General features: G+C 38.3%; 14 protein-coding genes. 8 read left to right on the top strand and 6 right to left on the bottom strand.

Annotated elements, in window-relative coordinates:
- The first annotated feature begins 104 nt into the window (after positions 1-104).
- The 3 genes from yidD to BC008_RS49680 all read left to right on the top strand — a co-directional run bounded on the left by yidD (position 105) and on the right by BC008_RS49680 (position 2,236).
- Entirely contained in the window at positions 105-431 is a 327-nt protein-coding gene (yidD, locus tag BC008_RS25965; RefSeq protein WP_058184032.1) for a membrane protein insertion efficiency factor YidD, read from the top strand.
- A 277-nt stretch (positions 432-708) separates the two neighbouring features.
- Positions 709-2,115: a glycoside hydrolase 100 family protein gene (locus BC008_RS25960; RefSeq protein WP_235595942.1), complete on the top strand. Its 1,407-nt coding sequence runs from the start codon at positions 709-711 to the stop codon at positions 2,113-2,115.
- Positions 2,078-2,236: a hypothetical protein gene (locus BC008_RS49680; protein WP_235595941.1), complete on the top strand. Its 159-nt coding sequence runs from the start codon at positions 2,078-2,080 to the stop codon at positions 2,234-2,236. The genes BC008_RS25960 and BC008_RS49680 overlap by 38 nt, the downstream gene beginning before the upstream one ends.
- Before the next feature lie 131 nt (positions 2,237-2,367).
- On the opposite strand, the gene BC008_RS25955 is transcribed toward BC008_RS49680, so the two are convergent.
- Entirely contained in the window at positions 2,368-3,333 is a 966-nt protein-coding gene (locus BC008_RS25955; protein ID WP_027844337.1) for a DUF1517 domain-containing protein, read from the bottom strand.
- Between the two features lie 1,551 nt (positions 3,334-4,884).
- Between BC008_RS25955 and BC008_RS25950 the strand changes: the two genes are divergently transcribed.
- Positions 4,885-6,912 carry a GumC family protein gene (locus tag BC008_RS25950; protein ID WP_027844338.1) on the top strand — a complete coding sequence of 676 codons (2,028 nt, stop codon included), beginning with the start codon at positions 4,885-4,887 and terminating at the stop codon, positions 6,910-6,912.
- 250 nt (positions 6,913-7,162) lie between these two features.
- Here BC008_RS25950 and thiS read toward each other — a convergent pair whose 3' ends face one another.
- The 3 genes from thiS to BC008_RS52180 all read right to left on the bottom strand — a co-directional run bounded on the left by thiS (position 7,163) and on the right by BC008_RS52180 (position 9,505).
- A complete protein-coding gene (thiS, locus tag BC008_RS25945; RefSeq protein WP_058184031.1) occupies positions 7,163-7,375 on the bottom strand; it encodes a sulfur carrier protein ThiS in 213 nt (70 codons plus the stop codon).
- Positions 7,376-7,863: 488 nt separating this feature from the next.
- Positions 7,864-8,976, bottom strand: a complete 1,113-nt coding sequence (locus BC008_RS25940; RefSeq protein WP_027845636.1) for a thiamine phosphate synthase — start codon at positions 8,974-8,976, stop codon at positions 7,864-7,866.
- A 400-nt stretch (positions 8,977-9,376) separates the two neighbouring features.
- Positions 9,377-9,505, bottom strand: a complete 129-nt coding sequence (locus BC008_RS52180) for a hypothetical protein (protein ID WP_268768247.1) — start codon at positions 9,503-9,505, stop codon at positions 9,377-9,379.
- Positions 9,506-9,508: 3 nt separating this feature from the next.
- Here BC008_RS52180 and BC008_RS25935 point away from each other — a divergent pair, with 3 nt between their 5' ends.
- A complete protein-coding gene (locus BC008_RS25935; protein ID WP_027845635.1) occupies positions 9,509-11,401 on the top strand; it encodes a DUF1565 domain-containing protein in 1,893 nt (630 codons plus the stop codon).
- Positions 11,402-11,432: 31 nt separating this feature from the next.
- On the opposite strand, the gene BC008_RS25930 is transcribed toward BC008_RS25935, so the two are convergent.
- Both BC008_RS25930 and BC008_RS25925 read right to left on the bottom strand, forming a co-directional pair.
- Positions 11,433-12,278 carry a hypothetical protein gene (locus BC008_RS25930; RefSeq protein WP_058184030.1) on the bottom strand — a complete coding sequence of 282 codons (846 nt, stop codon included), beginning with the start codon at positions 12,276-12,278 and terminating at the stop codon, positions 11,433-11,435.
- 72 nt (positions 12,279-12,350) lie between these two features.
- Positions 12,351-14,471, bottom strand: a complete 2,121-nt coding sequence (locus tag BC008_RS25925; RefSeq protein ID WP_027845633.1) for an S-layer homology domain-containing protein — start codon at positions 14,469-14,471, stop codon at positions 12,351-12,353.
- A 421-nt stretch (positions 14,472-14,892) separates the two neighbouring features.
- Between BC008_RS25925 and BC008_RS25920 the strand changes: the two genes are divergently transcribed.
- From BC008_RS25920 to BC008_RS25910, 3 genes are all read left to right on the top strand, one after another.
- The gene (locus BC008_RS25920) at positions 14,893-15,942 is read left to right on the top strand and encodes an ABC transporter ATP-binding protein (protein ID WP_058184029.1); all 1,050 of its coding nucleotides are present in this window, start codon (positions 14,893-14,895) and stop codon (positions 15,940-15,942) included.
- Positions 15,943-16,746, top strand: coding sequence for an ABC transporter permease (locus BC008_RS25915; protein WP_027845632.1), 804 nt, complete (start codon positions 15,943-15,945; stop codon positions 16,744-16,746).
- Positions 16,747-16,940: 194 nt separating this feature from the next.
- Positions 16,941-18,689 carry a GldG family protein gene (locus BC008_RS25910; protein ID WP_027846989.1) on the top strand — a complete coding sequence of 583 codons (1,749 nt, stop codon included), beginning with the start codon at positions 16,941-16,943 and terminating at the stop codon, positions 18,687-18,689.
- Positions 18,690-18,735 lie beyond the last annotated feature (46 nt).

The following is an 18,735-nucleotide window of genomic DNA, read 5'->3' as shown; positions in this document are numbered from 1 at the left end:
GAGTATATACTCGCAAATTTATTACAATATTTGTTAAATAAATGTTGGATATGAGGTAAATATTGAGGAAAAATAAAAGTAATTGGAATCACGCACTTTTTATTGTGAAGAAAATTTTCATTTGGTTAATCAAGGCTTACAGGATATTCATTTCCCCCTTATTCCCTCCAACTTGTCGCTTTGTACCAACTTGTTCTCAGTATGCGGTCGAAGCTATTGATAAATTTGGAGTTTCTCGGGGTTTTTTGCTTGCATTTTGGCGAATATTGCGGTGTAATCCTTTTTGTCGGGGAGGTTATGACCCAGTTCCAGAAATATTAAATTTCGACATTAAATATTTTTCTCAAGTAGTTAATCAAAGCAAAGTTAAGGAAGATAATCCTTTAGAAATTCAAGAGTTAAAAAAGCAAAATAACAACGAGTCTCACTAGAGCGTCGATACATAAATAATTTATTTTTACTAATAAAAGTTACAGAAAATCGATAACAAAGCTTTCATCCTTGTAGTTGAGGAGTAGAATTACAATTTTGGGATAGGTTATCATCAGTCAATTTTAATTTGGTGCTTTAACAGTATTTGTATTATGTATACTTGCTGAGAAAACATCTGTGAACTAGACTGTAAAACCTTTCCTCGATTGTATTTTAGTTATATTTTTAATTTTGATTAATTGTGATTATTTTTAAACTGGGAGGCTACTAATAAAGGTGGAAGTCTCAAAAAATATAGTGGAACTGGCATGGCAAGCTTTGGAAGACTCAATAATTAACTATCGCGGTCTTCCAGTAGGTACTGTAGCTGCTTGCGACTCACATATGAGTTCTCTTAATTACGACCAGTGTTTTACTCGCGATTTTGCAGTTTCAGCACTGGCGTTTCTCATGAAGGGTGAGACGGAAATTGTCCGTAACTTTTTGCTTGAAACTTTGACACTACAAAGCTGGGATAAGCGAATGGAATGCTTTCAACCAGGTCAAGGTTTAATGCCCGCAAGCTTTAAAGTCGTTCACAGTAAAAATAGTGAAGAGTATATACATGCTGATTTTGGAGAGCATGCAATTGCTAGGGTCGCACCTGTGGATTCCGGCTTTTGGTGGCTAGTTATATTGCGCGCCTATGTCAAAGCGAGTAATGATTGGTCTTTGGTTCATAGCGCTGAATTTCAAACGGGCATCAAGTTGATTTTAGATGTATGCTTGACCACCCGCTTTGATATGTTTCCCACAATGCTAGTTCCTGACGGTTCATTTATGATTGACCGGCGCATGGGAGTTTATGGTTATCCTTTGGACATTCAAGCATTATTTTATGTTTCTTTACGAGCAGCCAGAGAATTATTAAAACCAGAAGACGAATATATTGCTGTTGTGGAAGAACGGTTGGGGAATTTGGCCTATCATTTACGCAGCTACTACTGGCTCGATCTACAAATTCTTAACGAAATCTACTGCTATAAAGTTGAGGAATACGGAATTACAGCAATCAACAAATTTAATATTTATCCAGATACTATTCCTGAGTGGTTAAAAGAATGGCTTCCAGAGCCAGGAGGCTATTTTGTAGGAAACTTAGGTCCAGGAAGAATGGATTTTCGTTTCTTTTCCCAAGGTAATTTAATGGCGATTGTTTCACAACTTGCCTTGGAAGAACAATCCCACAGTATTATGGATTTGATATCAGTCCGTTGGGAAAGTTTAATTGGAAGAATGCCAATCAAGGTTTGTTTCCCTGCAATCGAAGGTCGAGACTGGGAGACTATAACTGGCTGTGACGCCAAAAATATTCCTTGGTCGTACCATAATGGTGGTAATTGGCCATTTTTATTGTGGTTATTAGCTGCTGCGGCACAAAAAACCAATCGAATTGAATTGGGATACATGGCATTGGAAGTTGCCGCATCTCGCTTGTTTAAAGACAAATGGCCAGAATATTATGATGGTCGTCACGGGCGTTTGATTGGTAAAGAAGCCCGAAGGTACCAAACTTGGACAATTGCTGGTTTCTTAGTTGCCTACGAAATACTTAATAACCCAAAACATCTAGATTTGATTAGTTTTCCAGAAGATACTGTTGTTATTGCTTGTTCTCAGCCACTTCCTGGTTTCTCTGGATGACCTGTGGAAAGTTTGGGGAGGGAGTGTGGGGAGTGTGGGAAGTGTGGGAAGTGTGGGGAGTGTGGGAAGTGTGGGAGGTGTGGGGAGTGTGGGAAGTGTGGGAAGTGTGGGAAGTGTGTAGGGAAATCCCAAAAAACATAAAGAGGTTTTAAAAATCGGATTTGGTGTAATAATACGATTCCAAAATGCACCTTGGAATGAATGATGAATTCCAAGGTGCATTTTAAGTAAATTGAAATTGGTATAACCGAATTAAACCACTTTGATATCGGTATACGCTTCTAAAATGTCATTAGTTGTCAAGGTATCTCCTTCTGCTTGAGGTGTCCAGAGGACTTCAATCGCTAGGAGTTTATCGCTTGGCATGCTACCAACCTGACGTAAAGCTTGGCGTAAGTCATCACTACTATTGATATCAGGTATTTGAAATTTGCCTAAGGTTGCACAAATCAAGGTAACAATAATGTACTCTCCGGGTCCTCGATCTATCAATTCTGTAGGATTATCAACTTCACCAGCTAAAACAGCTTGAGATGTGGATGATTTGAGTTGATTATTAACGTTAGTTAAGGTTTCTTCTGTAAACTTACTGCGTTCTGCTAATGATAGGCGGTTAAACTCAGCCTCAGCAGCAGTTAATTTTGCTTGTTTTGTACCACCACCTGCGTATACCCAATATTCCGGATGGCGTAACAGAGCGAGACTAGTTTCTTGTAATACTTCTGCCCTTCCTTCTGGAGAATTAGTATCAGCAGTTTCGGCAATTGTGTTCAGTTCTTTTTGTAAGCCACGTGCTTGGGCGTATAGTCCTACTTGCAAACGAGTTACGGACACGGGACTATTATTGTTGTAACCAATTTCATCTCCTTCATAACTACCTGCACGACGAAAACTCTGGGCGATAAAATTTGCGATCGCAATAAAAATCAAGATCCCAAATAAACCGCTAAATCCTCCGCCAATGCCCCAAAATGGTAATAAAAAAGGAAAGCCAAAACCACCACCAGGATAGGGGGAATATCTACCTCCTCCGGGACGTGCATAGGTACGAGGCGTGTAAGTACGGCTAGGAGATCTAAAAGAACCACCACCAATGCGACCGCCGCTACGTGCTGCTAGCGCCGCATCAGCATGACTCAAAATAAATGTAAACACTAGACATAAAACTACTAGCGTTTTTAAAAGCGGTTTAACAGCTTGTTGGAATTTTTTGAACATAACACAGTAGCATCAAAACGATATTAGTAACTTTTTGTCAAGATAGATGTTGAGTCTGTGATATTGATTTAATAACATCAATCCTAAAAATTATTCTCTTTTCTAAATTGAAGATAGCGACTTTTCTTTAACTATATTTTTAATTTAACGTTAAATATACTACTCAGACAGCTTCCGTTGGAGTGATATCTTCGGTAGATAACCGTACCTGAATACATGAACTGCAATTTCTATTGCAGATTTTTTATTGTGTAATACCAATTCCTCTATAGGACGGGGAGCGTCAATTTATAAGCCCTACGTAATAAGGTTAGGATTTATAAATCCTATTCGTTAAAAACTAACTATAGTCCTATCCTAAGCTTTTTGTCGCCATAAGGACGGCCTATTTCAATTTGCGCGTAGCCCTAAGTAAGCAAGCGAGAAAAAAGTAAACTAYGTAAATAAATATAAAATTTGGCTTGTAGTAGGGCTTTAGTGCCAAAGCGCTATTACAAGTTATGATTCTTCTTACTAACCTACTTGTATCTTTAATTTCAGACTAATTTTATTTTCCACTTCCAAAAAATTTATTAGATTTATTTGCACCAAAGTGTATTTTTAACCTTGCTATCAAGTAACCGCATACTTTCTTTGATTTTAAAACTAGCATTTAATAACAGCATGACAAGTGATTTTAAGACTAAATAATGTCAATGCAATTGATTTTTATCAAACACGAAAAAACATCACAAAAATTAAATCTTGACAAAGAAAAACAAAAAAAATATAAAATAATGTATGATTTCTGTGAAACTACTTTTCAAAACTAGATCTTCTTTGGTAATACTTTTGATTGTGGTGTGTGAAGCTTATTATTAAATGTGTGTTCAACTATGGTGCATCTAATAGAAACAGTTTTTTTGATACACAAAAACAAATTTAAAATCATTAGCCAAAGTATGTGTGTATGTGCAGGGAGAGTTTTTCGTCATAAATGGCTATTCGACCGGTTGATTAGGTCCTAGAAATATATATTATTTTACTTATTCAAATAAGCTTTGTTGATTACTTTTCTGTATATTAGTTCAGAAAATTTTTATTAATTCAGCTCGAGACAGAAAAGATGCTTATAACTTAGATGTCATATCTAATAAGGTTTTTTATGATATTTGAGGAGTAGCATTCCCTACGATAATCTTCAACAAAAACAGATTTTTCAAATCAAGAAATATAGTAGGTTTTTGATTGTCCATATATTCAGTTGGAGATATTAACTATTATATTCGACAGTCAAAAGTTAGATAAATGTTAGTTATATATTGAAACCTACTGTAATACAGCAGTAACAGCATGGTGTGCATAAAACCTCTTTGATTTGAAGTTATTTTTGTCACTAACTAGATGAGTTATTTTAAAGACACTCATCTATAGAGTTATAGTTCTCAATCTAAATTGCTAACAAATTTCTAACGATTTACTAACAAATTGATATTTGGTCATAAATCAAGTAAATATAAAAAATAATGCGAAATAAATGCGAATTTAAAAAATATTGGAATACTTAATCTTATGAAAAAAGCTACTAAAATTGCTGTTAGACATTGGAAGTTTGTATTAGCTTGGAATAAAATCATACTTGGTATAGCTGTCGCTAATATCGCCCTTTTGCCAAGAGTTTGGATTAGTAAATCATTATTAATTTTACCCACTTCAACAAGTAATGTTGATGCAGATTTAGATAATTCAGATGATTTGAAAACTAAAGAGGTGGGATTTTCTCAACAGGTCAATCCACTAAACGTTATTTCCTCAATTGCGACCAGCGATAACGTACTGAAAAAAGTATGGGAACAGGACCCACAAAAAACATCATATAAACAGCTGAGCGAATACAGAGGGTTATTTGATGTCTCTCCAGAGAATGACTCTACCGTCATATCACTGAGTGTTGAAGGTTCTACTCCAAAACTTGCAACAGAGCGAGCGCAAAACTTGATTGCTAGTCTCAAAGAACGTTTACAAGAACTACGACAAGACCGAGTTATTTCCCAATCAGAATTTATTCAAGATGAAGTACGACAAGCACATCGTAAATTGATGGATGCACAAAAAAAATTGAATAAATTCAAAGAAGCAGGGAATGTGATCAGTGACGAACATGACGCCAAACAAAAAGTAATTACTATTAATGCTCTAAACAAATCTAGGGTCGAAGCTTTAGCGGAAGCAAAAGCTGCTCAAGCTCAAACTCGAATTCTTTCAGCACGCTTATCTCTTCCTCCTCAAACAGCGCTCAAGTCATTACAAACAAAGGGAACTGAAACATCTCTATCGATTCGCGAAAAGTTAAGCAAAGTCAATATTTCTCTTCAAGAAGCTCAAACCTACTTAACTGATAACCATCCCCGTATCGAAAATTTGAAATTTCAACAAGAAGAATTGCGTAATGAACTACAAGAAGATCGGGTATCTGATAATTCAGTCAGTTCTGTAGCAATCAACCCAAACCTTGCAGACAGACACATAGTTCACAAGTTGATTTTGGCAGAAAGCCAAGCAGAAGCAATGTCGAGTAAAGCTCAACAATTGCAAATACAAATTAATTATTTGAGGGAGCAACTGAAGAAGTTACCTACAAAGCAAGGAATATTGATGGATTTGCAGAGAAGATATGATATGACCAAAAAGATTTACAACGGTTTAGTAACACAAGCAGAAAAAGTAAGACTCTCCGCTTTTGATACTTATCCTAGTTTTCAGTTATTAGATGAACCATTCGTTAATAACGAAGCATCTAGTCCTAATATCCAGTTGATTATTTTAGGCGCTGTACTGATATCAATCTTTGGTAGTGTAGCCATTATCTTATTACAGGAAAGGCGCGATCCTTTAATTTCTCCCAAAGATATTCAACAAAAAAACTTCCCTGTGCTTGCAAGTGTCCCTTATATGAAAGGTTTAGATACTAGTATGGGAGAAGGAATTAACGAGAAAGTCGAGTTTCAACGTCTTGCTTCTGCTATCAGTTTGCTTCATTTGGAGAATAAATCCCTGATGATAGCAAGTGCAAATTCAGGCGAAGGTAAAACCACAGTTACTTTAGGACTTGCTAATGCATTACTCGAATTAGGATTTCGAATTTTGATTGTTGATGCTGATTTTCGTAAATGCGAACTAACACAATCTTTGGGTTATTATGGGCAGAGTATTGGAGATTTGCAACTACGACCCATTAATGTTTTCGAGAATGTAGACTTATTAGCAATGAGAGTTCCAGAAGAGCGAATTGCTGAGTTTGTTGCTCGCGGTGGGTTTGAACAACGCCTAAATGCAATCAAAAATTCTGCTCAGTATGACTATATATTAGTAGATAGTCCACCGGTTGCCTTAACTAGTGAAGCAGCAATAATAGGAAAAATAATACATAATATTTTATTCGTCGTCCGTACCGGTATCAGCAGTCGTAATTGTTTCCATGACAGTGTAGAGCAACTGAAACGCTATCGAGCGGAAGTTATTGGTTTAACAGTTAATGATGTAGATTCCCATAACGAAAAATATATTTATTCTTATAACGTTAATCAGCAAATTCAGTGAGGAAGTTAGGAGTTGGGAGTTAGGAGTCAGGAGTCAGGAGTTGGGAGTTAGGAGTTAGGAGTCAGGAGTTGGGAGTTAGGAGTTAGGAGTTAGGAGTCAGGAGTTGGGAGTTAGGAGTTAGGAGTCAGGAGTCAGGAGTTGGGAGTTAGGAGTCAGGAGTCAGGAGTCAGAAGTCAGAAGTCAGAAGTCAGAAGTCAGGGAGATGGTGTTAGCCATAAACTGATAGCTGACAACTGTTAACTGATAAAACTCAACCTCCACCAACAATTGTGACAACTTCTAAGCGATCGCCTGACTGAATTTCGGTTTGTTCCCAAAGCTGACGATGCAAAATCTCACCATTATATTCCACTGCTACCAGGCGAGGGTTATAGCCCAATTGTTGGAGAATTTTAGGTAAAGTGCAAAAAGGAGGACAACTACGACTTTCGCCGTTAACAATAAGATTAATTTGCTCGGACATATTTATAGACCATATAATTTATACAAATTTAAATCTGCTGGTTTAAATAATAATAGTTTGAACGTACGGGATAGATCTGAACCAATTAAAGATTAAGATATTAGCAAATAATTAATTTTTTCATAGCATTAATTTTGCACATGTAATATTTTTATTTATATTAGTTTTTATTCACATTAATTTTTATTCACCTAATTTTATTTACGGTGTGTTACATACGATTTACACCTAACACATCAAAAAAGTAATATAGATTTAAGATAATTAAATCTAGATTAATTAAACTTAGATTAACTAATACAAGTCGGCGGAAATGAAACAACCATTTATAAAACTCAAAAGCTAGATAATAAAATAATTGTGACTTGTGCCCTACGGAAACGCCCTTAGCCTGCAGCATCAGCAGATCCGCAAGGTGACGTTAGTCAGAACCTCTAGCCTCTAACTGCGCTACCTACAGATCCGCTAATGACTTCCGCACAACGGTACTAGTCTGCAGATTCAGATCCGACTCGATTGAGTTGAGATAACAAATACTGGGTAACAAGAGTCGGTTGTTCTGCTTGCATCAAACTCCGTACAACTGCTATTCTACTTGCTCCAGCATCAATAACATCATTGATATTATTTGTATCAATTCCACCGATCGCAAACCAAGGGATAGAACAGTTTTTTGCAGCATGCTTGACATATTCTAAGCCCACTGCTGGTTTATCCTGTTTAGTAGGAGTTTGATATACTGGTCCAACACCTATATAATCTACACCTTCGGCGATTGCTTTTTGCATCTCTCCTGGGTTAGTGGTAGAACGACCAATCAAGCGTTGGGGACCAAGTAACTGACGCGCGATCGCAACAGGTGTATCCTGCTGTCCGAGGTGTACGCCATCTGCATTTACCGCCAAAGCAATATCTATTCGGTCGTTAACTATAAATAAAGCTCCATAGGTACGACATAGTTCTTTTAATTTTTTTGCTTCTTCCAAACGAATAATATCGTCGGCAGTTTTATGTCGGTATTGTACTAGGGTTAAGCCGCCCTTCAGAGTTGCTTCTACCGTTTCAAATAAATTGTCACAGTTCGAAGAGGTTACTAAATATAAATGCGAGCGCCATAATAATTGATGGCGTTGATAACCCATCATTCTGGTTTCCAAGGTGTAAACCTGATAACGCATTTGTTTAAATGCTTGTCCCATTCCCGGTTTGTAGAGCTTCCCGTATTCTTCTAATACCCGGAAAGCTTCTTCTACTCGACAAAAATTAGCTTGTAACAATGAAGTTACACTACCTCTTGTCTCTTCTTGGGGATGGCTTAATTGCGTACCAGGATCGCCAGGTGTATCCCGAGCGGCTCTAAGTTCGTTAGTATGCCAACTAGCTAACTCCTGTCGCAATTGCTTGCATTCTTGAGCTAATTGAGGGTCATCCAACCCAAAGCGACACCATTCTTCAATAATTCTTAAGCCTTCCCGTCCTCGGTCTAGATTTGCATCTAAAATACGGTAAATAACTTGTTGTGTATGTTGTTTTTGGCTATAAGGCTCGACCATTACAACAACCCCATTAATGCTCCGTTCGTAACAGTCCAACTCTTTCATCTTGGCAATGTCGCAAATATCGTTAATCTTGACTAAATTATTTTTATATTAAAAAGGAGATTGGAGACTGGGGATACCAAAAGTATTTAGCAAATTAAACTGATTTAATCCCTATTAGACCGAAAGTCTTATACAACAGCATCAACCGCAGATGATTTTAAGGCTTTATGGACAATGACGCGACTTAATTTTAAGTATATTTTCCTCACAGTCAATTAGTCTTTGTGTAGTTTGAGAAATTAAATCTGATATTGTGCAACCTCTGTAACACCATGGTTAATTAAGTACTCACTCTATACCAAAAGAGATAGAAGCGAGAATTTAATATGAGTGTATTGCAGGTTAATGTCACATAATATACTCAAGCTTCAACACTCAAACATTCTCAGTATCCCCATCCTCAGCATTCCCAGTCATCTGTTAAAAATGCACCAACAAAAAAAGCACAATAGGACAATATGTAAGTGACATCATCGACATTTTCAAGTTTTGCAGTATAAAAAGGTTTTGCTGGTATAAGGAGTGTCATAAGTTGAATCACACCCAATTTATTTCCCAACTAGTCTTTAAATACTTTCGACAACAACTCCCGAAAAACTATTTATTTTCTCGGGATGAAAGAAAAGCTAAATCTTTCAATTTAGAAATGTTCAGCGTTTTGAATTGGTTTGTGTTGTATCTAAGTGCCAGTATAGGAGTGGGAGTTACAATTTGTTTGACTTTGGGTTTTGCACAAGCAGTTGCTCAGCTACCCCCTACACCGAGTACAAGAAAAACTGATGTCAGATCAATTTCTCAGGTTAATGTGCTCTTTGTCAACCCACGTGCTGGAAATGACACTGGGGATGGCAGTAGTGCTGCTCCATTACAAACCATTACTAAAGCCCTAGAAATCGCTAAATCAAATACCGTTATTCGATTATCAGAAGGTAATTATAGTGAAAGTAGTGGGGAGAAGTTTCCCTTGTTCCTTAAGTCCGGTGTAACAATTACTGGTGAGGAAAACTCTGGGGGGCGCGGGATAGTTATTATGGGAGGAGGAGAATTCCTCAGCCGAGCCTTCGGGAGTAAAAATGTTGCGGTTGTGGGTGCAAACAAAGCGGTTTTATCCGGCGTTACGGTTACTAACAACAATCCCAGAGGTTATGGCTTATGGATTGAATCCAGTAATCCCACCATTACGGGTAATACTTTCACAGGTTCTACTCAGGATGGAGTTGCAATTACGGGTAATAGCGCGGCACAAGTAAGTAAAAATTACTTTTATCGCAATGGTGCAAATGGCATCACTATTACAGGTAATTCCAAAGCCGAAGTTCAAAACAATGTGTTTCAACATACTGGTTTTGGTATTAATATTGCAGCGAGTGCCGAACCCGTTGTGTTGGGAAATCAAATTAAATTTAACCGTAGCGGGATAATCGTTCAAGCTGATGCTCGCCCAATCCTGCGAAATAATATTATTGAGAATAGTAAAGAAGATGGCTTAGTAGTTATTTCCCAAGCGCAGCCAAATCTAGGAGATTCCAATGAAGCTGGTGGAAATCAATTTCGTGGTAACGCCCGTCACGATATAAACGCTAAAGCTGCAAAGCAACAAATAGTAGCTGTTGGTAATATTATTCGACAGGATAGGGTCGACGGCGACGTGGTAGTTAGAACTGGGTCTTTACCGATTGCTCGTCCCTCAAATCTACCATCTACCATTGCTCGTCCATTGAACTTTCCGAGCAATAATACTAATCTTTCCCGTCGTCAAGGTCAAAATTCTTTAAAACGAGAAGTTACTTTTAGTGCACCTAGATCGCCAGCACCGAACTTACCGCCAAAACCACTAATTTTTAATTCGCCTCAGCGACAAGCTAATCCCTTACCAAGGGCGAACGTCACAAATAATAGATCCGAGCTTCCCCAAATTAACTCCGTTCAAATTGATAAAAATACCATTGAGTTTAGAGCCCCTTCTCCTAACTCAAATTCGCCACTTCCCTTACCAAACCAACAATTACCAAGCCAACCAAAGGGAAATCCCAATCAAGGCTTACCTGCTCTTAAAGCAGCTTCCCCGGATATATTATCTGTCCCAAATCCAAATGTTCCTTTAGGTAGTAATTCTGGAACCCAGCAACTGATACCACCACCGAATATTAATAACAATAGGAATAGAAATAATATTGAAACTCCGTCTACCGTTGCGATTAGAGAAGCCCCAACAAGTTCCCGCTATCGAGTATTTGTAGAAGTCCGCAATCTTAGAGATCGAGATTTAGTTAAATATCTTGCTCCCGGTGCATTTCTCCGACAGTGGCGCGGTCGCAGTGCCATGCAGGCTGGAGTTTTCAGCGCTCATAGTAAAGCGAAAGCGCTCGTAAAAATCTTCAAAAATAATGGTTTGCGAGCAACAGTTGAACCGATAAAGCGATAAGTTGAATTTACTTTTTACATTACCGTTCTTATTAACCTGTCTCTTCCCGTACGATCGCTCTGAGTTTTGATGTAAATAGCTCGGAGCGATCGCTTTTTTCCGGAGTAAATTGCCCAATGGGAGGACGATTAACATCGGACTGAGGGAGAAACTTTGTTGTCGTTGCCTTTTGTGTGGCTGTATCTTCCACCGGTAAACCTTCTACCATCCCACCTTGAGATCCCCATGAAAATTCATCAGAAGCCGATAAATTATGCTCTCCCGATGGTAAATACCTCTGTTTGCTTTGTGCAACAACAGTTTGCGCAGACGATCTTAACTGGCGATATTTTTCCTGTGGAGATGTATTTACTCTTGAAGAAGTTTTATATTGATGTGACTCATAAGAAGCACGGAGCTGTTTTTGAGTCGCAGCTTTAATACGGGGAGCTACTGGCTGTGAAGTATGATTTTTGAGGGGAAAAGAAGTTACGTTTTGAGATTTTGTCTCTTGGGAATCACTTCGAGCAGCGAGAAAAGCTGATGCATTTGGAGCAGCAGTTAAATCTTCTGGCAATTTACTGCAAATCAAATTCTCAAATTCCACGTTGAAATGATAAGTTGGCTGACCTCGTCGATGCCACAATGTTAATATTTGTTGCACCGAGACAGCTTTGTAACGTCCTTGGTAAAGCGCTTCAATAATTGCCAGACGCAACCAACTCACAGCGTAATCTTTGCGCCAGCGATTTACTAGTTCGCTAGCACTGTAGCCGCCAAGGTCAAAACTATAGTGAGTTAATAAACCTATTGCCAAATTCGGAGAATTTTCCGCAACAGGTGCGAATTTATTGGTATTTATTATTGGCAATAGAGCCACATTTTGCTCCCGTCGCATAAAGCCTTAAAGTACTTTTGTTTACAAGGCTTAAAAAAAGACCTTTGTTGGATTGATAGTAATTATTGTGACTTATCTGGTTAATTGTCGCGATGAAGAATTATACAGATTAGATATGTAAGGCGAATCAATGGCAGGTGCTCTACCTACTGCAACCAATGCTTGATAAATCATTGCTGCTATTTCTCCTCTTGTTGCCTTTCTGTAAGGCTGGATTTTTTTTGGGTCAGGGTAATTTATCATAATTTGTCTTTGTGTAGCAATATACACTGGTCTTTGTGCATAAACAGGTACTTCCTCAATGTCAGTATAGTGTTCTAAAACATCTTCACTGGTAGCAGACAAATTGAGTCCATTGACTAAGGAAACAATTACTTGCAACCTTCCGACATTTTCATGAGGACGAAAAGTGCGATCGTTAAATCCGCTAACAAAACCGCTGCTAGCTGCGATTTGAATTTGTCTATAAGCCCAAAAATTCTTAGGAACATCAGAAAACTGAGGTGCCCGAACCTTAACAGCTGGTTCAAAAGCCGCTGCGATCGAAGCCGCATATTGGGCGCGATTCATTAATTTGTTTGGACGGTAGGTGCCATTTTGAAAACCACTGGTTAATCCCATGCTAACTAATGCTCGGATAAAATTTTCTGCCCAGTGCCCCCGCAAGTCAGAAAATGACGGCATATTAATATTCGGATTAACGATATAAGGTGAAATAATCGGTTCTTCCTGATTGCTTGCAACCAATGCTTGGTAGGCGATGGCGACAACTTCTGCCCTTGTAATATCCCTTTGGGGTTCCAGTAGCGAAGCTTCGGGGTAATTAACCACTAAACGTTTTTGAGTGGCTAAGGCTATAGCATTGGTTGCATAGCTGGGAATTTGGGCCCGGTCTTGATAGACTTGCAAAATATTAGGATTGCCGCCTTTAAATTTAAGTCCATTAGTTAGGGCTAAAATGGCATGAATCTTACTCAGGTTTTTCTCAGGTCGGAAGGTACCATCAGGAAAGCCACTGATAAATCCCATACCTGCAGCGCGGGATATGGCATCTGCGCCCCAAAAACCCGGTTGAATATCGATAAAATTCTTAACATTTCGAATAATAGGTAAATGAAAAGTTTTAGCAATAATTGTGGCGAATTGGGCGCGGGTAATTGGTGCTTCTGGTCGAAAAGAACCATCGGGAAAACCACTAATTATGCCTTTAGTAATCAAGGCTTCAATAAATGTATTAGCCCAATGTCCGCCGAGATCATTCAACGTACTGTGAGACAAATTAGCTTGTGCTGTCTGGGTTGTAACAGCGATAAAATCCACGACTCCTTTAATTTGAGTTGGATTTAATTCATTACCAGCAGAAATTAATTTTGTTGAAGTATTGTTATGAACGTCAAAATGACGGTTGTCGCGAAAAATATTACCAGCAGCATCATCAGGATGACCTAAATCGGGTGTAGAGTGATCGTTTACCCTCAATCCACCCAAAGTATTGGCTTTAAGTGAATTATGGCGTAAAACAGGTCTAGCCTGTCGCGACAGAGCTATACCAATTTGGTTGTTCGAACTGGTATTTTTTGCAATTAAAGGTGCAGCAAAATCGCTAATAACAATCCCCAGTTTATTTCTCTGGGCAACATTGCGCCAAATTTCTCCTTTGCTGTTCCCTGCCATTAATAACCCAGCACCCCCATTACCAATAAAGGTACTATCAACAATTAATGGTTTTGCATTTCCGCAGATAAAAATACCTTCTCGACCGCAATTTTTTAAAGTGCAATTAGTTATCTGGGGAATACTAGATTCAATCCAAATACCAGTTCCTCTGTTTTGGTTATTGGTGATAGTAATACCCATAAGACTGGCATCATCAAGTAATACCATTGCAACTTGCTGTAAACCGAAACTTGGACTCCGATATTTACCACTCCCAGAAATCACGATCCCTTTTCCTTTTGTGGCTTCCTTACCGATCAAAATTACTCCTTTTGGAACTTGCAATGGAAAAATTTCTCCACTGTTGGTGCTGTAAAGACCAGATGCTAAGTGAATAATTGTGGGGGATAGGGTAATATTGATTGTCTTTAAGGCACGGGTAAGACTTTTAAATGGAGCCAACTTTGACCCAGTATTGGCATCGTTGCCTTTGGTTGGGTTGACATAAACTGTGGTAACAAGCTTATAGTTCTCCATTGATTACTGATTGGCTCTGAAATGTTTAAATTATGACAATGATAAGTAAATCTACAAATGCCCTATTACACAAACTGGGTTTTTTTTTGGATTGGGGGATAGGCGACTGGGGATAGGCGACTGGGAATCAAAAAAATGAATACACGTGTACTACTGTTATGGCGTTAGCTTAGTTAGCATTTCGTTATGTGCTTATTGCGTTACTTTAGCCATAGGGGAACAGTCAACTATTAGCTATTTATTGGTCATTGGTAATCGCACAAATGTGATTTGTCAAACATCTTTACCGATTTACCCAGTCCTAATTACCAGTCCCAATTACCAGTCGCCAATCCCCATTCGCCTATCCCTTCCTATGATTTGGTAATTTAGAAGTTCACGAGCTGATGTCTGTAGTTTTTTTTGATGGGTAGTTTTTTTGATGATAGAAGTCGAACATCTCAGTAAGATATACGGTTCTCACACCGCTATCAGTGATGTCACCTTTAGCGTCGAACAAGGGGAAATTCTTGGTTTCCTAGGACCGAATGGCGCAGGTAAAACAACTACCATGCGAATTCTCGCGGGTTATTTGCCAGCCACTCGTGGAACGGTTAGGATTGCTGGGTTTGACGTCCACGAAAATTCTCTAGCAGTACGCCAGCGGATTGGTTATCTACCAGAAACTCCGCCGTTGTATTTAGAAATGACAGTGGAAGGATACTTATATTTTGTGACGCGGATCAAAGGTGTTGCAGCAGGCGATCGCGCTGCTAGGATTAAAGCAGCTATGGAGCGCTGCAACTTATTTGACAAACGCCACGTCATCATCCGTAAACTTTCTAAAGGATACCGTCAAAGAGTTGGTATTGCCCAAGCAATTGTCCACGATCCACCAGTTATTATCCTTGATGAACCTACAGTTGGTCTGGATCCCCGCCAAATTATTGAGGTACGAAATCTAATTAAAAACTTAGCCGGCGAACATACAATTATTCTTTCAACTCATATTTTGCCGGAAGTGAGTATGGTCTGCTCCCGGGTCACAATTATCAATGGGGGTAAGGTTGTAGCGACGAACACGCCAGAACATTTAATGGGCGAACTTGCAGGTGGTTCTGGCTATGAGTTGGAAATTGCTGGAGAAGCAGCACTTGCCAAACAAGTGTTGCAAAATTTACCTGATGTTTCTTTGGTAGAATCAATTCCGGCGATTGGAAGTCACAGTAAGAACAATGCAGATCGCGTTAACTTGCGGGTGATTTGCGTTCCCGGTACCGAACCAGGGAGTAATATAGCTGCTGCTTTGTTACGTACTGAATTTGAGTTATATGAAATGCGAAGGGTCAGAGCCACATTGGAAGATGTATTTTTGGAGTTAACAACTGAAGAAAAACTTGAATCTGAAATAAGTTTGGGAAAAAAAGATTCAGCACAAACAGATTCAACACAAACAGATTCAGTATTAGCCGAGTCAGGAGATGTTGCCTAAATGGGTATAGTAATTAATAACATTATTGCCATCTATCGCCGGGAGTTACAAAGCTATTTTGTATCGCCTTTAGCTTATGCAATCGCCGGTGTTTTTTGGTTTTTGTCTGGGCTTTTCTTTATCACGATTTTACAAGATATTTTAAATTTTGTTGTCAGCTTGGACTTACGGGGACAACAATTGGGAATTCCTACACCACCTATAGATGTACCTTATGAGTTTATCCGCGCCTTTTTAGATCGTATTGGTTGGTTATTATTATTTATCCTACCAATTTTATCTATGGGTTTGTATACGGAAGAGCGCAAACGTGGGACCTTAGAATTGTTAGCCACATCACCAATTACTAATTGGGCTGTTGCGGTGGGTAAGTTGCTTGGCGTACTTACTTTTGTAACAACTATAATTTTGCCACTATTAATATTTGAAGCAATTGTATTGAGTGCGTCGAATCCTCCAATGCAATTTACAATTCCTTTGTTGGGTCATCTGGCTTTAATTTTATTTGCGGGAGCTATTTTGTCACTAGGAATGTTTATTTCTTCTTTGACAGATAGTACAATTCTTTCTGCAATTATTACTTTTGCAGTTATTTTATTACTGCTATTTGTTGACTTGGTTGCCAATAATTTAGGTGGGGTTTTAGGGGAAGCATTAAGTCATTTATCATTGCTCAAACATTATAGTAATTTGGTCAAAGGAATTTTTGATACTAGTAGTTTAATTTTATTCTTTAGTTACATTTTTTTAGGTATTTTCCTTACTGCACAGTCGATTGATGCATTCCGTTTTCAACGTCAATAATGAGAAGTAATGAGTAATGGGTAATGGGTAATGGGTAATTGTTCACTGATTATTTTTGACTTCTGACTTCTGTTAGCAAAGCGGTGCGCGGTAGCGCACAATCCTGACTCCTGACTCCTAACTCCTGACTCCTGACTCCTGACTCCTGACTCCTGACTCCTGACTCCTGATAACTGTTAACTGTTAACTGATAAATGAAAAGTATTAGTAAAGGGAAATCTTTGAAATATTTATTTTGGTTTGGTCCATTTTTTATTACTGCAGGTTTAGCTGTCGGTTTAGTCTCAGAAACTTGGGATGCTATACCTTTAGCATTAATAAGTTTGGGGACGGCTGTTATTATTGGATATTTAGTTTGGCAAAGCCAGCAAAATAAATGGTGGGAACGTCGTTCGACCCAAGCAGGAACTAACGCCATAATTGCCACTTTAGCTATATTAACTATTTTGGGGTTAGTTAACTTTTTGGGAATTCGCTATCAATATCGGACAGATATAACTGAAAGTCGGTTATTTTCCCTTGCACCCCAAACCCAACAATTGGTAAAAAACTTAAAAGCACCAATCAAAGTTTTGATATTTACGAATAATCAAAACCCTCAAGACCAAGAATTGTTGGAAAACTATCGACGACAAAGCTCTAATTTTGATTTTGAATATATAAACCCATTAGCTAAACCAGGACAGGCGAAAAGTTTTGGTGTCAAAGAGGAAGGAGAAGTTTATCTTGTGTATGGAGATAAACGTCAATTGGTACAAGTAGTTGGTGACAATCAACCTCTTTCCGAAGTTAAATTAACAAATCGCTTACAACAAATTACTAGTAGCACTCAACTAAGAATTTACTTTTTACAAGGACATGGAGAAGCTCAAATAGTTCAAGGTCAAAATTCAATGTCTCAAGCTTTCCAAGCTGTTGGAGACACAATTTTTGTGCCCGAACCATTAAATTTAGTTGAATCAAAAACAGTACCTGAAAATACTAATGTTGTAGTCATTGCTGGTCCCAAGCAAGAATTATTTGAGAGTGAAGTTAAAGCACTACAAGAATATCTTGATAATGGCGGTAATCTATTATTAATGATAGATCCCGATGCCGATCCCAAATTAAATACCTTGCTATCTGAATGGGGTGTTAAGTTGGATGACCGTCTAGCTGTTGATGTTTCTGTTGCTCCTGAATATGGTGGTCCATCTGCAATTTATATTTCTGAGTACGGTCAACATCCTATTACTAAAGACTTTGGTAATGGATTTTCTTTATATCCTTTAGCCCGTCCAATTGAGATTACTCAAGTTGATGGAATTGAAGTTACAGAATTACTGAAAACTAAACCTTACCCTAATTCTTGGGCTGAAAGCGATCTCAAAAGTGAAGATTTAAAATTTAATGAAGGTCGTGATCGCAAAGGACCATTAATTTTAGGTGCTGCTTTAAAGAAAACAATTGCAAGTTCGACAGATACAAATTCAACGCCTGAAAATTCATCTGAAGCAAAACCTACTCCTAAAGAAACTCCAAACACTACTGAAAAGAATTCTCCCCAAGCAAAATCGAATACTACACCAAGTCCTTCACCAAATGAAGTAAAAACTGAAGAAAAGTCCAAAGAAGAAAAACCCAAAGAAGAAAAACCTAAAGAAGAAAAACCTAAAGAAGAAAAATCCAAAGAATCAAGGTTGGTAGTCATAGGTGATTCAGACTTTGTTATTAATGGTTTGTTCGGACAACAATTAAATGGTGATATATTCCTCAATTCATTAACTTGGCTTTCACAAGTAGATGATGAACAAGCTCTTTCTATTCGTCCCAAGGAACAAAAGAATCGTCGTCTGAATTTAACATCAACTCAAAGTTTTATTGTCTCATCTACATCAGTAATTGTTTTACCTTTGCTTGCTTTTGTAACTGCAGGTTTTCTTTGGTGGTTGAGGAGGAGGTAGTGACAGTTAATGCGCAATACTTACAGTACGCTTACGCCCTTGTCGC

This window comes from Mastigocoleus testarum BC008 (assembly GCF_001456025.1).
Classification (GTDB): domain Bacteria; phylum Cyanobacteriota; class Cyanobacteriia; order Cyanobacteriales; family Nostocaceae; genus Mastigocoleus; species Mastigocoleus testarum.
This window is presented reverse-complemented; position numbering and strand designations above follow the sequence as displayed.